Origin of the sequence: Exiguobacterium sp. s140 (assembly GCF_018617035.1) — a bacterium.
Taxonomy (GTDB): domain Bacteria; phylum Bacillota; class Bacilli; order Exiguobacteriales; family Exiguobacteriaceae; genus Exiguobacterium; species Exiguobacterium profundum.
Genome location: NZ_JACSJK010000003.1, coordinates 228,541 through 242,104 on the forward strand (window position 1 = coordinate 228,541; position 13,564 = coordinate 242,104).

Consider the following 13,564-nt stretch of genomic DNA (forward strand, 5'->3'; position numbering starts at 1 on the left):
CTTTTCTTTTGTTGAAAAAAATCGATGTAGCCCCTGAAAAATTTGATATTTTGACTATAGTCAAAATAGAATGAGTTATGTGTATTAAAAGAACGCATAGAACAGAGGTGGGGAAACAAATGGAAAAAAGAATGGTCAATATGAGATATCCATTGGTGTTGCTCAACAAGATAGAAGCATATCAAGAAGATAAGGGTTTTACCACTAGAACTCAAGCCATCATTCATTTAATTCAGGTGGGACTTGAGAGAGTGGAATCAGACAAAGGAAAGGATGATGAAACATGAGTAAGAGAACGATGAGCAAGCAAGCGAAAGTACTTACCGGATTATTAGTGCTCACCGGAGGGTTATTTAGTTATCAGAACATTTATGTCCCGAATTTTGAGTTAGAACAAGAAGCAGTCGTATATGTCGCACGAGATACAATCCCTGCATATACAGAGGTTGATGCTTCAATGTTCCAAGGTGTTACGGTTTCTGCACGCTCGGTGCTTCCGGGTTCTGTGACAAATATCCAGTCTGTAAGTGGAAAGCAGATTGTCGGGACTCTACAAAAAGGAGAGCTCCTCTCGAATGCACGATTGACGGAAGAGGAGAATCCAGAAGGCTCACTGTTGACCGAGGTCAAAATCGAGTCGAACCTGCCGCTCAAAGACAACGACAATGTCCGTTTAATCAAGAAATACAAGGGTGAAGGCGGAAAGTTCATTGTTGAAGAATTGTTCGCTTCGAAGAAAGTGTATACGAAAAATACGGTATTTGGCGTCGTGGAAAACACTGCAGGACAGCCGCAGGATGGTATGAGCTTTTATCTCCAGTTAGACCAGGACGAAGTCTTTAAATATGAAGAAGCCATTTCTACGGGACAAATTATTGCTGTGAAGATTCTGGATGAGGTTGATGATTCGGTCGAATCGAGCGTATCTAAGGAGAATGAGGCAGGGACTACAAAGCTCGTTTCTGACATTGAACCGATTCAAACAGAAGATAGCCGTGCTACGGTGCAATATGTCGTCAAAGATGGTGAAGACCTCGCTGATATCGCAGACAAGTTTGTGACAACCGAATCTTCGCTTCGAGAAATGAACGATGGAATCTCAAAAGTGAAAGCCGGAGATAAAATCTTCGTACCGGCGATGTAATACGAGCTCTATAGGTAACTTAACAATGTGAAGCCAAAGGAGGAATTTTATATGAATGAAAAAAAACTAATCGTTTTTTATCCGGTTGTACAGGGTTCAGGGGGCAAATACATGGCAACAAATGTGGCACATGCTATCAAAGAGAGCCATCCTGATAAAAAAATCGCACTGGTGGATTTCGATTTTAAAGCGCCATTTCTTGCCGGATATTTAACCGACAATGACAAGGTACACGGAATTGATAATCTTATCGAGAAAATCGATGGAGATTTTCTGGATGTGGAGCTTTTCAAAGAGAATATGGTCTCTTTGAATGGGATTGATGTCCTCAAAGGGAGCCGACTTGGAAAGAACCATTATTTTATCGAAAACAAACATATCGAAGCCATCATTTCTTTATTGAAGAAAATCTACGACGTTGTTGTGGTGAGTGTTTCATCTGATACGGACAATGCAGGAACAACTGCAAGCTTGTTCCATTCGGATGAAGTTGTTTTAGTGAGTCGGAACGACTTCACTTGTTACTCCCTTGTTGATGGTGCGATGGATGTCATCAACTTCTACAAAAAAGAAGATGTTCCGGTACGTTTTGTCTACAACCAATTCGATGAATCATCTAACTTAGATTTCAACCTGTCTCTTTCAAACTATGGGTTGAATGTTATCGGAGTTGTACCATTTAACCCGTCAACGATTGATAACCGTGATTTGAAAGAGAAGACCTTCAGCGGGCTAATCAAACGGAAGAAACAAGAAACACCATTTGATGAGATTGTAAAAGGGCTCTCCTTATAACAATTGGATACAGATGAAATGACATAAAAGGGGGAATTCAAATGAGTTCACGAAAGAATCCAATCGTCGTTCGTAAAAACGGCAAAAAATATAAACTACTAGAATTAGCTTTCGAAATGGGACGTGACTTTCAAGTTTTAGAGATGTATGACACGGAACGGAAACCATTAGGAAATTTCGATGTCAGTAAAAATCCCCATCTTTCAGTGGATGGGGAGCTTGAAATCGTTCGCTTTGTCTATAAAAAACGTGATGGTAGTTATGTAGGAGAAGAGACACTGACACTATTATCTTCGAGTGAGAAAGATGCCTTATTGTCACCTGAAGAACAAAAATATCAAACAACCAAAACTCGCCTTCAAGTAGAGATGGAGAATATTGAAGGGACTCCTCTTGAAGTCGCACGTCATACTGAATTGCTCAAAGAAGCGACCATCCATGAGAATGCTAGAAATTATGTCCTGAGTAAGATTCGAAAATACTTGGCAACGTGGAATATCGTGACTCGAAGCGAGTTAGAAGGCTATGCATATCGACTCTATGCTGACCTGTATGGAATGGGTGTTTTACAAGAGTTGGATGATGATATGGAAATCGGAGAAATCATGGTCAATGCGAGAACGTTCCCTGAATTCAGTTGTGCTATCTACTTCATCAAGAATGGTGTAAAACATAAATACGACAAAACATTCTCAAATTTAAATGATTTAGAGAAAGTCTTCGACCGAACTATCTCCTTCTCCAAAAAAGAACGGAACTATGTCGAAAATGCGATTATTGAAGCGGTGCGTCCGAACCAAGACCGTGTAAACATGGTCACACCATTTGCTTCCGACAACTGGCTCTTGAATATTCGTAAGTTCACCAACTTCATTCCAAACTCAGAAATGATGAGAAAGAGCGGTACAGTTGATGAGTTTATCGAGAGACTTATGGGAGTCCTTGTTAAAGGGAAAGCGAACATTGGTATTGGTGGAGCAATGGGAACCGGTAAAACCACCTTTATCAATTACCTTCTAACTTACACCCCGCCCCTACAACGTAAGGTGGTCATCGCATCCGTTTCAGAAACAGATGTTGAACGAGTATTGAAAGGTCACGATGTAGCAGTTTTAAATGTGGATGAAGAACGAGGGTTCAGTTTTGAACGCTTACTGCGGACGTCGTTACGTACAACCGCAGACCGAGTCATCATTCCTGAGTCTCGTGGTGGCGAGTTCAAGCAACTCTACGAGGCAAACTTGAAAACACGTGGAAACATGTTTACTGCTCATGCGCTTGATGATGAATCATTTATGGAAATGTGTGTAGACATGTATATGTCGTCACCAGATGCAGGACACGAGAGTTCCGTTCATATTAAAAACAAATTGACCAAAGGAATGGATGTCGTCATCATCATGCGTCAGGTCGGGGATAAGATTCGAATCAAATCGATTTCGGAAATTATGGTGGATGAGAAAGGACAGTATGCAGGGATGAACCCATTGTATATTTGGACTTTCGACCCAGACAACCCACTAGTAGGCGAATATAAGCGAACCAAGAATCGGTTGAGCCCTCGTCTCAAAAATCTCTTGAATGAACATGATGTCAAGATGTCAGAAATGCTTGACCTATAAGGAGAGATACGTCTCTCCTTCTTTATTAAATACAATATGAAAGGACGTGATGTGATGGAAGTCGTAACCACTTTTATGCGAGACCATATTCATTTGCCGACTATCTCTATCGACATGGGTTCATTTATTCCGATGCTTATCAACGGGCTCCTCGCATTGACAGTGTTTTATGCATTGGCAAACTATTTGGTCTATCTGAATTCTGAACGGAAGAGATTTCATGTACGTAGTGGCGTAGTCAAGAAAAATCGAGGAGTCAAGTTCCTTCAAAAATTTAAATCCCTGAGACATATCTATGAAGAATTGGAGCTTATTTTAGCTCGGAAAGGAAAAGAACATATCGCAGATGTCATCTTCTATTCATTTGTTGGTGTTTTAGCGGGTATCGCTCTAATCTTTATGGTGTTCAAAGTTTATGTGTTGGCGCTAATCACACCGGTATTACTGTCTTGGTATGCCAGAAAACTTCTCCATGAGATGAAACAAGACTCGATTGTTATGATTGAGCAACTATTGCCAGGCACAATCGACAATTTTATTCGTGCTTCTACACGACATCAGGATGTGAAGACCATTCTATATGAAACAGCAAGAGCATCTGATGAACCGATAAGAGGATTGTTAGAGAACCTTTCGAATCGAATGATTTCACGGAATCCCAAGGACGTTTTGCAAGAATTTCTAAGAGAACATGATAACTTGTGGCTTAAAAGTTTTGCGTTTACTTTGATTAGTTATCTTGAGGATTCTGACAAGGATGCCACTATGGACAATCTTCGTATTCTAAGAGAAATGTTAGAGAAAGAAAATACGGGTAAAATCAAATCTGTTTCTGATAGAAAATACGGGATTATGATTAATTACGTTCTTTCTGTAGTAGGAGTTCTGGTTGCGATTGCTAACGTTATCTTCAACCCAATCGGTCGAGAGTTTTTATTTGGAAGCTTCTTCGGTCTGATTTGTCTACTAGGTGGGTTTGCCGCTATCTTAGGAACAGTGTTCTTAAACGTACAGCTCGGAAAAATTAAGAAATAAGAAAGGGGAGATACCATGTCTAGAATTCTAATCGAAAGCAACAACCTTTATCTTTTACCATTGATGGTGGCGATTGTGATTGTTATCGTGATGATGTTTTTCTCTCAACGGATGAAGCATGAAAAGCTTTTTTCTAATGAGACGGCAAACTTTTTCCACGGGCTATCCTATTTAAAGCCGTTTGTATGGTTCATCAATCCTGATGAGTCTGATGATAAAGTGATGGCTCGCCAAAAAATGATTAATCAGGCAGGACTACACACAAAGTTGAATTATCGCTCGTTCGTGAGCTTTCAAATTTCATTGTTGTTGGTCGGCATTTTCGTATATGTAGTACTTTCACTCAGCTTAGGAGCATGGCTCTCTCTAATTGGTTTTATGTTCAACATCCCGATTGAAACGAACCCTCAAGCTTTGCAAAATACAAGAATACTTATGGGAATCGGATTTTTATTGGCGATGTTTGCACCATCTACCTATCTTCGAGTTCGTGCCAATCGAAATAAGTTTCTTTTCACGCAAGACCTTCCGCTCGTGCAACAGCAGATTATCATGTTGTTGCGTGCAAGAAGACCGGTCTCAGATATTTTGTTTGAACTAGCTAGAACAAATAATCGTTATCAAGAAATCTTCGAAACAGGATACCGGATTTACCTTCGTGATAGAAGTGAAGGGTATGAGTATTTGCGCAATCAGTTTATCGGTACCGGCTTCGAAGAAGCGATTACCATTCTTGAACGAATGGGAGAATTCTCAAAAGACGAATCATTGCAAGTTCTTGAAAATGGATTGCAACAGTTGATTCGCTTTGGAAATGAAAAAAAGAAAGGAAGAGCGACGTTTGGGACATTGGTATCTCAATTCTCAATGATGTTGCCATTCGGTGGCGTTATTCTGTTGGGTGCTGTTCCTGTCATCGTTTACGCATTCTCTATGTTGGGAAGCGGTATGTCTTCTGGTCAGTAAAAACAAGGTCTCAGATAGAGACCTTGTTTTTGTTTGGTACGACCGCTTCATTCACGATGATGGGAATAATTCTATTGAAGGAGTCTATCATACCAATATGCAAGCTTACAAAGATACCAGATAGACGATTTCATTGTCAATTTCGAACGGTTCTATACCGGTTCTACCTAGTAATAGAATTCTGATTCAAGTCTATCATGTAGGAGATGGTTCAGAAGAAGCAAACCGACACTAAAGAGCTCAAGTGATTCTTCGGTATGGAACATCTGAAACAATCAAACTTATGTTTGTAACTTAGCAATAAAAACAAAAAACAACTTTCAAGGGGGAATTTATCATGAAACATGTCATTGAAACTATTAAAAACACTAAAGGGTTTGTATCGATTGAATCGGTACTCATTGTCGGTGCATTCGTTCTCGTAGCAGGACTTATCATCTACTTCGTGAACGGTAAGGCGGGAGATATCGGTGATAACTCTGAAGGTCAAATCAATAAAGCACAAGAGAAGATTCAACTTGACCCAGAGACTGGTGTCGGCGGTGCTACAGAACTTGACTTTGTAAACCCATGATGAATAAAGACAGCTTCGGCTGTCTTTTTTTGTGGGGTTGGACAATCGAACGGTTGTGAATGTACATATTCCTCATAGAATACAATAAACAAATTTTAACAGAGGAGTGGATACGATGAAAACATTAATGAAAAGAATTAGTGATACGAAGGGCTTTATTTCTATCGAATGGGTTTTGATTGGAGGGAGTGTTATCCTTCTGGCGGCGTTGGTTCTATACACGTTCAACGGCGAAGCGGATGACCTTGCCAAGAACTCTATGCTCCAAATTCAAAAAGCGAATGAAAGCATGGAACCTAGCGATGGTACAACTCCTTAATTTTTGGATTCGTGGATTCAAGTGAAAGATAGTTGTTATCTATATCTGAAGAGAGAGGGGGATGCAAATGAAAGTGAAACGAGTATTTCAACGTGTTCGAAAAGAAGATGGGTTTCTATCAATTGAAGCCGTCATGTCTATGGCTATCGTACTCATGGTTATCTTGTTCGGAATCGGCATGTTCACATATATGATTCCTAGACAGGCAATCGAGGAGGAAGTTCATTTGCTTGGAAGAACCGCAAAAATGCAAGGCGGGCTAACCGTTGAAGATGTCGAAGGGTTCAAGCAAAACATGAAAAAACGTGGGATGGTGAAGGATGAAAACTTGGATGATGTCACTGTCACGATTAACTTAGAACGGACATCAGGAGAAGCATTTCCAGGATACGAAGACAGAAGAAATATGGTCGGCGTTGTGATTCCGAGAGGGTTCGGAAAAGAGCAAGCCGGTGAGTATGCAGTCATGAAGCTCAAGGTGGAGGTTCCCGCAAACAAGATGGGAATTTCAGGAGTCGTTTCATTCTTCGGTATAAACGATGACCTGCCCGATAAATATGTCCTCAGTGAACGCATCATGTCTGAGCATTACGGAGGTACGCCATGACAAAGATACATCAAATCTTAAAGAGTCGAAAGGGTTCTAGCTCCATTTTTGTCATTATGATTTTAGTATTCTTATTCCCGTTTGCTATTTGGGTCGGCATCGAGTTGCCAAAGACTCATGAGGCAAATCAGCGTGTGAAGGATGCTGTTGACAGTGCCGCATCTTCCGCTGTGACAATTGTAGATAACTCCAGGTTCGATGATGGATATGTTAAATACAACGATACCGAGATATATAACTTGGCAAGTCGAATGGTCGCAGAGAAAATCGGAGCAGAACTAGTTGATGGTGTATGGCAACCGAAAGAAGGTTCCGCAATCAAAAGAGACAGTGTCGAAATTAAGGTGAGAGCCTATGACCACGAAGAAGTTAATGAAAGTACACCAATTTCAGTAAATGCAGTCATCCCTAATTCAAACGGGTCATATTGGACAAAGACGATTAAGAAGCCGACTGTCATTGTTGAAACGAAAGTGACTTATAAAAAAATTGGCTTATGGGGCGATGATGTGACCATCTATCAAACCGGCATGAGTCAAGTGAATATGGAGTGGTGATGATGAATTTTTATGAAACGTATGTGCAAGGTGTTGTAGACTTGAACGCTTCGGATTGGAGTGGGTTTATCTTGCTAGGGTGTTTACCTGTTCTGTTTGTCGTCTACATTTTTTCAGAGCTTTACACAGAGCGATATAAACTGTCCTTACATGAGAAAATCGGTATCGTTTTCTTTGGGATTGCAATGGGACTAATGAACATCAATTTTGGAAGTGTCTTCATTACGTTTCTCGTTTGGGGTATTCTTGGCATGTTGTTCGTCATCGATTGGAAATATCAAGAGTTGCCGGATGAGATGAATCTTGTTCTTGCTTTATTGGCTATCCCAACTGTTATATCTTCGTTCATAAAAGCAGAGTCTTTTACAGAATGGACATTACTGTCAGGACTTCTGTTATTCATCATCTTTCTTTCAATTGCACTTGTTAGTCCTATGGGTGGTGGTGACATCAAAATGATGGGCGCTATCGGTTTATACTTCCCATTGGCAGAGGTGCCACAACTAATATTTTTCGGTTTTCTTGTCGGAGCGCTTCACGGAGTCTATCTATTGCTGTTCAAAGGAGCGGGATTGAATTCCCAATTCGCCTTTGGACCCGGGTTGATAATCGGTGCATTGCTCACAACAATCTTATAAATGAAATGAGGTGAAAACATGAGAATTAGTCACGAGTCACTACTTGATAAAAATGAAAAAGAAAACAATGCCTTTACTTTTCCAATATCTGCACCAAAAGAATACTCTCGGGGAAATCAAGAGAAGTCCAAAACACCATTAGGTTTACCAAGAAGAAAATGGAGGATGTCTAAAGACAATCTATTCTATATGGCACATATGGTGATTGGCGTCTTATCGCTTGTCATTGGTGGGTCGTTTGGTACGCTATCAGGGTTCCTATTGTTTGTTCCTTATATGTTGGCAGTAGAAATGGCTTTTCGTCTCGGAGGAGTTAGAAAAGAAAGAACCATAAATCTAATCGTGTGGAATCTATCTGTCTTGATTTCGAGTTACACTAATCAAAAGATGAGAGCTCTTCGAGAACGAACGACACTTTTATATCGAGTCGGAGTAATCCTTAGTGCAATCGGAGCAGTTTTCTCAAGCTATTTTTTAATACTCGGGACTGCATTGGCAATGTTGAGCTTGGTATTCCGATTCGCAGACCAGGATGTTGACGCTATGTCTAAAGACTCTAGACACTTTGCGTTCGTTTTGGTTGTATGTGGAGGTGTAGCACTGTTCATGAATCCTTATAATGCGCATGGAATCCTGCTGTTGTCATTAATGTTCTATGCTTTTCACGAATCGTGGAGCAATTATACATTCTCAGTTGAAGAATAAAAAGAACATCTTCTCGTTGAAGGTGTTTTTTCTTTGCGATAGATGAATAGGATATAGATAGAATTCTTTCTATCCCCCATCAGACGTTGCGGTAGTTGAATATCAATTGACTAGTGCGGTAAATAGAGATTGGACGCCTATTGATGTTTCCTAAGCAACATCAATTCCAGGATTTAACTTAAAATTGACTGAACCCGGGCTTACGCATGTCTTTGTCTCCGCAAAGGACAAAGCAGGAAATGTCTCGATGCAAATGGGGGGGCAAGTAGGGGATGATGGTACAAGTTCTCCTTCTCCAATCAAAAACATTCGATACAAGCTTACCGGCGCAACTACTCAGGACATGACGGAGTATAAAGAGCCCTTCAAAGTTGTGAATGAGGGCGTGACTACGATATATGTCACAGCTGAAGACATGTCTGGAAACCAAGTGTCTTTGACAAAAGTTCTGAAGGTAAACAAATCTTCTCCAATTAACAACGGAGTAACGATTACTCTCGATTAAGAGACCGATATCATCGGTCTCTTTTGCTTATATATGAATCAATCGACACCATTGAAAAGTAATGAAGTTGAGACGTCTCTCATAGAATAAGAGAACTACATGAACAAGGAGGTTTTATGGCATGGAAAACACAATTGCTAAAGAGACCACATTTTTGAACGGGAAGCACGAGGAACGCTTTGTTGACCTAATGAAGGTTCAAATGATGATTCGTCCAAAAATCTTCCGTCGTGAGTATGCTGTACTCTATTTAATTTCAGCAATGGACTACGAGAACATCAATGAACTGTTCAACGAGAAGGGTTGCTATTTGAATATCGACACCGCTTGCACGAACTATCTGCTCGAAGAATTGACAGAGCGTGATGCGATTATCTTTTTGCTCGCTGTCAATATGTTCAATGGTTCGGATGAATTTGAATCATTCGGTATCAATGCGAAAGCCACCCCATATCATTTCGCAACACTTTTAGGTTCAGAGTCGATGTTGATGAATGAAGCATCCAACATTTTCATGAATGGATATAACCTCTTGCTTATCCAATAAAAGATGGGGATTCCCCATCTTTTTATTGAGTGATGTCGTTAAATAGGAAAGCGCATCATAAGGATGTTAGATATAAAGAAGGTTTACGTAGACCTTTTACATCAAAGGAGGTCGGTTTTAAATGAAACCGGTACGTACTAATAATGAAAAATTTGATTTCGTGTTTGAAAAGTTATCGAAGAGATTCCCAAACATTGATTTAGGTGGGGTATCTGATGATGATGGATTTTCATTCGACTTTCCGATTCCAGAAAATCAGAGCGGGGCAACCCTTTCCGTTCAAATCGGTGCATCTGATGAAATGGAGAACGGATATATTTATGGTTGTGTCTATGCGAACGACGGAAAATCTAAATTGAATGAATTGCACCTCGACTACTCTTCAGAAGAGGAATTTGACACTTGCTTGATAAAGAACTATCGATTTATTTTAGCGCAAGCTCGACGTTACCAGGAGGTGAGATGATGAAACTACAATACTTGGAACAATCTCAAGACTTGTTTGTTGTTGATAAAGGTTATGTACTCGCACATTGTGTAAGTCAGGATTGTAAGATGGGAGCAGGTATCGCCCTCGAATTCCGCAAACGAATCCCCGAAATGCCGGATGATGTAAAGAAAATGAATCCTCAAATCGGAGATGCAATCCCTTATACCACTAAGGGCGGGCGTGTCGTCGTGAACCTGTTCACGAAAGAGAGATATCATCATAAGCCAACCTATGAGACGCTTACAAAGTCGCTCATCTCTTTGCGAAACTACATGAGAGAAAACGAGTTTACTCGGATTGCGATTCCGAAAATCGGGAGTGGCTTAGACAAGTTGGAATGGAATCAAGTCAAAGAAATCGTGAAAACGATTTTTGCCAATGAGGACATGGAAATTTTGGTTTGTATCAAAAAGTAAGCAAATTAATCTTTTAAAAAAAATTGCTTGTTGAAAATTGAGCCATATTGTCGTAACAATGTAGATAATCGATATGATTTTTGATTGTGACGGTAGCCGGAATACTATTTCGACGATTAAGCAGTGAATTTTGCATTGAATGATATACTAAAAGAGAAGGCGAAACCTTCTCTTTTTTATTCGATATATTTAGGGGGACTTCAAATGTCTAATACACTACAGGTCGTATCGTTTCAAAAAAAGGAGGACATGACTGTTATGGAACTGACGACAATCAATCATGACCTCGATACAATTTATTCATTCTTAGAAGGTCACATGGAAGTAACCATGGCTTTGCCTGGTTCTAGAGAACCTGAACATAGTCAATATCTCATCGTTTCCAATGATGAGGGGAAGATTCATCAATTACCGCCTACGATTGCCTATTTATCAAACGGTTCTGTGATAGATTATATCGCAGGTAATGCTTTTATCGTGCGTCGTGACGGGGAAGACTTTGGTAGTATGACTGAGGATGATTTGAATGTCATTAGGTCTTTCTATCATGGTCACGGAATTTTAAAAGGCGATGACAAAGACTATCACGTGATTACATTTGATGGTCATAGACGACTCTCATAAAAAGAAGCATGGGACATCCCATGCTTCTTTTATCTCTATTTTGTTTTTCTGTAGAGAGATTCCTCGTTTCGAATGAATGATGGATTTCCCACTTCATCTCCAACTTCATAATCCGATTTCAATTCTTGCCATTCAAACGGTCGTTCCTTTTCATAAAAGACCCCAAATCCAACTGACAAGAGAATAAGGGCAATGTCAAATGCGATATTCCCAATAATCGACTCGAAATTCGCTTCAAATGTACACAAGCGAATGAAAGTAAAGAAAGCTCCAGTTGCGATGATTGCCTCGATTGTCTTGTTCATTGTAAATATCCCCTTTTGAAGTAAAATGTTGAGATTCAACTATATATAAAAGGGCTTTCACCCTGAAAATAGAAATCAGTTCTTGCAAACTGATGACACTTTCACCTTTTAATCTATGTCAAAAGACATTACATTTTTTTGTCTTGTCCTATACTTTATGCAAAATTTCTAAGGGATATCACAGTGCTTACAGTGAATTTTGTACTTGAATTTTATAAGAACTACGGGTTATTAAGCCTCCTTCAAAAAAATAGAATAATTCTATTCAAAGACGAAGGGAGCTATTTATTATGGCTACAGCTATTGATGCGACTTATTGCAAGTTTCAGAAAAGGAATGTTCTTAGAAAGGTGGTTCTTAATTTCGCTTCATTGCAAGCTAATTCGAACAAGTCTTATATTCTTGAGGTTCACGAGGGGATTAATCCTGGAGAATTCGGAGTCTATTGTGAGTATGGGCGACTGAATTCAACACCCGCAACAAAGTACCGCTTGTTTTCATCCGAATACGAGGCAAATCGGGAGTTCGATAAAATTTTAAAATCGAAAGTGAAAAAAGGTTATAAGGAAGTAGATATGCACGATGACAATCTGTCAGCAGTTGCATCGGTAAGCGTTAAGAGTGCATCGAAACCTGACGTTTCTCAAGTGAAGAACAAGGTGCATCAATTGATTGGGAAGCTGTATCAATCTGCAACTTCATATTTGGTGAAATCGGTATCTACCCCACTCGGAAAAATCTCAAGTTTACAAGTTTCAAAAGGGATGGAGGTACTGAAAAAGATTGAAAAGCTTTTGGATAACGGTTCTCCAACCTATATGCAAATCCAGGCGTTGTCTGATGAGTTTTACTCTGTCATTCCCGTTCCTTTCGGAAGCCGAGTAGATGTTCGACGATTCATGATTGATGACTATACGAAATTAAATGACAAGAAGAACCTATTGGGCGTCATGGACTCAGTAGTCGAAGCTCAAAATACGCTTGACAAGACACTTCAAGAAAAATACGAGTCATTGAATATCAAATTGAAACCTCTCAGCAACCGAACGAAAGAGTTTAAACGTCTCGTGGCGAAGGTGAAAGATAGTCATAGTTCAAATCATCATTTCAAAGTGGATGTGAAGGACATCTTTGAGGTGGAAGATATGGTTGGACATCAGCAATTCAACCCATTCAATGTCAGCACGATGGAACTATTCCATGGTTCTAGAAATGAAAATATTCTATCGATTATGCAAAGCGGTTTGAAAATCAAACCATCTTCAGCCGTTCATACTGGTTCGATGTTTGGTTCTGGAATCTATTTTGCCAGTGAAGTGACGAAATCGGCGAATTACTGTTGGGGATTCGGAAACCGTTCGGACGATAGCCATTTCATGTTTATCTGTGAAGTAGCGACTGGTAAGATTAGAGATTATGATTCAGCACAATCTTCTCTTACTTCCGCTCCGAAGCCTTACAACTCTGTTCGAGGAGTGAAGGGCAGACATCTGCTTCATGACGAATATATCGTCTACAATAGCAACCAAGTGAAAATCAAATACATCGTAGAATTCAAACGAAAATGAGATTAGGGCTGAGACGCCCTAATCTTTTTTTGTTTGAAAAGGTAGACATCAAAAAAATTCATGTTTTAAAAGTAAAAATGATAAAATGACTATAGTCAAATTATGAAACGAACTTTATTCATATAGGATAGTAGAAATAGAAAGTAT

Annotated in this window: 19 protein-coding genes and 1 pseudogene; 19 read left to right on the top strand and 1 reads right to left on the bottom strand. The window is 39.7% G+C overall.

The window, feature by feature from the left end; translation table 11 throughout:
- Positions 1-119 precede the first annotated feature (119 nt).
- From KNO61_RS12155 to KNO61_RS12235, 17 genes are all read left to right on the top strand, one after another.
- On the top strand, positions 120-287 hold the full coding sequence (locus KNO61_RS12155) for a hypothetical protein (RefSeq protein WP_214688403.1): 168 nt from the start codon (positions 120-122) through the stop codon (positions 285-287).
- Positions 284-1,144 (top strand): LysM peptidoglycan-binding domain-containing protein, encoded by an 861-nt coding sequence (locus tag KNO61_RS12160; protein ID WP_214688401.1) that lies wholly within the window; start codon positions 284-286, stop codon positions 1,142-1,144. The genes KNO61_RS12155 and KNO61_RS12160 overlap by 4 nt, the downstream gene beginning before the upstream one ends.
- 51 nt (positions 1,145-1,195) lie before the next feature.
- Complete coding sequence (locus KNO61_RS12165; protein WP_214688399.1) at positions 1,196-1,939, top strand: CpaE/TadZ family protein; 744 nt, start codon at positions 1,196-1,198, stop codon at positions 1,937-1,939.
- Between the two features lie 41 nt (positions 1,940-1,980).
- On the top strand, positions 1,981-3,561 hold the full coding sequence (locus KNO61_RS12170) for an ATPase, T2SS/T4P/T4SS family (protein ID WP_214688396.1): 1,581 nt from the start codon (positions 1,981-1,983) through the stop codon (positions 3,559-3,561).
- 54 nt (positions 3,562-3,615) lie between these two features.
- A complete protein-coding gene (locus KNO61_RS12175) occupies positions 3,616-4,596 on the top strand; it encodes a pilus assembly protein TadB (protein ID WP_214688394.1) in 981 nt (326 codons plus the stop codon).
- A 15-nt stretch (positions 4,597-4,611) separates the two neighbouring features.
- Positions 4,612-5,562: a hypothetical protein gene (locus KNO61_RS12180; protein WP_214688392.1), complete on the top strand. Its 951-nt coding sequence runs from the start codon at positions 4,612-4,614 to the stop codon at positions 5,560-5,562.
- 337 nt (positions 5,563-5,899) lie between these two features.
- Entirely contained in the window at positions 5,900-6,136 is a 237-nt protein-coding gene (locus KNO61_RS12185; RefSeq protein ID WP_214688390.1) for a hypothetical protein, read from the top strand.
- A 115-nt stretch (positions 6,137-6,251) separates the two neighbouring features.
- On the top strand, positions 6,252-6,455 hold the full coding sequence (locus tag KNO61_RS12190; RefSeq protein WP_214688388.1) for a hypothetical protein: 204 nt from the start codon (positions 6,252-6,254) through the stop codon (positions 6,453-6,455).
- Between the two features lie 67 nt (positions 6,456-6,522).
- The gene (locus KNO61_RS12195) at positions 6,523-7,062 is read left to right on the top strand and encodes a hypothetical protein (protein WP_214688386.1); all 540 of its coding nucleotides are present in this window, start codon (positions 6,523-6,525) and stop codon (positions 7,060-7,062) included.
- A complete protein-coding gene (locus KNO61_RS12200) occupies positions 7,059-7,619 on the top strand; it encodes a hypothetical protein (protein WP_214688384.1) in 561 nt (186 codons plus the stop codon). The genes KNO61_RS12195 and KNO61_RS12200 overlap by 4 nt, the downstream gene beginning before the upstream one ends.
- Before the next feature lie 2 nt (positions 7,620-7,621).
- Entirely contained in the window at positions 7,622-8,257 is a 636-nt protein-coding gene (locus KNO61_RS12205) for a prepilin peptidase (RefSeq protein WP_214688383.1), read from the top strand.
- Between the two features lie 18 nt (positions 8,258-8,275).
- Positions 8,276-8,962, top strand: coding sequence for a hypothetical protein (locus tag KNO61_RS12210; protein ID WP_214688381.1), 687 nt, complete (start codon positions 8,276-8,278; stop codon positions 8,960-8,962).
- Between the two features lie 247 nt (positions 8,963-9,209).
- Positions 9,210-9,467 carry a hypothetical protein gene (locus KNO61_RS12215; RefSeq protein WP_214688380.1) on the top strand — a complete coding sequence of 86 codons (258 nt, stop codon included), beginning with the start codon at positions 9,210-9,212 and terminating at the stop codon, positions 9,465-9,467.
- Positions 9,468-9,588: 121 nt separating this feature from the next.
- Complete coding sequence (locus KNO61_RS12220) at positions 9,589-10,014, top strand: hypothetical protein (protein ID WP_214688378.1); 426 nt, start codon at positions 9,589-9,591, stop codon at positions 10,012-10,014.
- Between the two features lie 121 nt (positions 10,015-10,135).
- The gene (locus KNO61_RS12225; RefSeq protein ID WP_214688376.1) at positions 10,136-10,480 is read left to right on the top strand and encodes a hypothetical protein; all 345 of its coding nucleotides are present in this window, start codon (positions 10,136-10,138) and stop codon (positions 10,478-10,480) included.
- On the top strand, positions 10,480-10,920 hold the full coding sequence (locus KNO61_RS12230; RefSeq protein WP_214688374.1) for a macro domain-containing protein: 441 nt from the start codon (positions 10,480-10,482) through the stop codon (positions 10,918-10,920). Before KNO61_RS12225 ends, KNO61_RS12230 begins: the two co-directional genes overlap by 1 nt.
- A gap of 258 nt (positions 10,921-11,178) precedes the next feature.
- Entirely contained in the window at positions 11,179-11,544 is a 366-nt protein-coding gene (locus tag KNO61_RS12235; RefSeq protein WP_214688372.1) for a DUF3846 domain-containing protein, read from the top strand.
- 35 nt (positions 11,545-11,579) lie between these two features.
- Here KNO61_RS12235 and KNO61_RS12240 read toward each other — a convergent pair whose 3' ends face one another.
- Positions 11,580-11,849, bottom strand: coding sequence for a hypothetical protein (locus KNO61_RS12240; RefSeq protein ID WP_214688370.1), 270 nt, complete (start codon positions 11,847-11,849; stop codon positions 11,580-11,582).
- A gap of 290 nt (positions 11,850-12,139) precedes the next feature.
- On the opposite strand from KNO61_RS12240, the pseudogene KNO61_RS17275 reads away from it, so the two are divergent.
- Both KNO61_RS17275 and KNO61_RS12245 read left to right on the top strand, forming a co-directional pair.
- Positions 12,140-12,412, top strand: a pseudogene (locus KNO61_RS17275) (WGR domain-containing protein); the annotation flags it as partial.
- A gap of 12 nt (positions 12,413-12,424) precedes the next feature.
- On the top strand, positions 12,425-13,417 hold the full coding sequence (locus KNO61_RS12245) for a poly(ADP-ribose) polymerase family protein (RefSeq protein ID WP_251030845.1): 993 nt from the start codon (positions 12,425-12,427) through the stop codon (positions 13,415-13,417).
- Positions 13,418-13,564 lie beyond the last annotated feature (147 nt).

Bases quoted from the DNA above. Each gene is read 5' to 3' on its own strand.
- KNO61_RS12160 (WP_214688401.1), top strand. From the start codon at position 284: ATGAGTAAGAGAACGATGAGCAAGCAAGCGAAAGTACTTACCGGATTA.
- KNO61_RS12155 (WP_214688403.1), top strand. From the start codon at position 120: ATGGAAAAAAGAATGGTCAATATGAGATATCCATTGGTGTTGCTCAAC.
- KNO61_RS12245 (WP_251030845.1), top strand. From the start codon at position 12,425: ATGCACGATGACAATCTGTCAGCAGTTGCATCGGTAAGCGTTAAGAGT.
- KNO61_RS12180 (WP_214688392.1), top strand. From the start codon at position 4,612: ATGTCTAGAATTCTAATCGAAAGCAACAACCTTTATCTTTTACCATTG.
- KNO61_RS12215 (WP_214688380.1), top strand. From the start codon at position 9,210: ATGCAAATGGGGGGGCAAGTAGGGGATGATGGTACAAGTTCTCCTTCT.
- KNO61_RS12240 (WP_214688370.1), bottom strand. From the start codon at position 11,849: ATGAACAAGACAATCGAGGCAATCATCGCAACTGGAGCTTTCTTTACT.
- KNO61_RS12200 (WP_214688384.1), top strand. From the start codon at position 7,059: ATGACAAAGATACATCAAATCTTAAAGAGTCGAAAGGGTTCTAGCTCC.
- KNO61_RS12175 (WP_214688394.1), top strand. From the start codon at position 3,616: ATGGAAGTCGTAACCACTTTTATGCGAGACCATATTCATTTGCCGACT.
- KNO61_RS12165 (WP_214688399.1), top strand. From the start codon at position 1,196: ATGAATGAAAAAAAACTAATCGTTTTTTATCCGGTTGTACAGGGTTCA.
- KNO61_RS12185 (WP_214688390.1), top strand. From the start codon at position 5,900: ATGAAACATGTCATTGAAACTATTAAAAACACTAAAGGGTTTGTATCG.
- KNO61_RS12205 (WP_214688383.1), top strand. From the start codon at position 7,622: ATGAATTTTTATGAAACGTATGTGCAAGGTGTTGTAGACTTGAACGCT.
- KNO61_RS12235 (WP_214688372.1), top strand. From the start codon at position 11,179: ATGGAACTGACGACAATCAATCATGACCTCGATACAATTTATTCATTC.
- KNO61_RS12220 (WP_214688378.1), top strand. From the start codon at position 9,589: ATGGAAAACACAATTGCTAAAGAGACCACATTTTTGAACGGGAAGCAC.
- KNO61_RS12210 (WP_214688381.1), top strand. From the start codon at position 8,276: ATGAGAATTAGTCACGAGTCACTACTTGATAAAAATGAAAAAGAAAAC.
- KNO61_RS12170 (WP_214688396.1), top strand. From the start codon at position 1,981: ATGAGTTCACGAAAGAATCCAATCGTCGTTCGTAAAAACGGCAAAAAA.
- KNO61_RS12225 (WP_214688376.1), top strand. From the start codon at position 10,136: ATGAAACCGGTACGTACTAATAATGAAAAATTTGATTTCGTGTTTGAA.
- KNO61_RS12195 (WP_214688386.1), top strand. From the start codon at position 6,523: ATGAAAGTGAAACGAGTATTTCAACGTGTTCGAAAAGAAGATGGGTTT.
- KNO61_RS12190 (WP_214688388.1), top strand. From the start codon at position 6,252: ATGAAAACATTAATGAAAAGAATTAGTGATACGAAGGGCTTTATTTCT.
- KNO61_RS12230 (WP_214688374.1), top strand. From the start codon at position 10,480: ATGAAACTACAATACTTGGAACAATCTCAAGACTTGTTTGTTGTTGAT.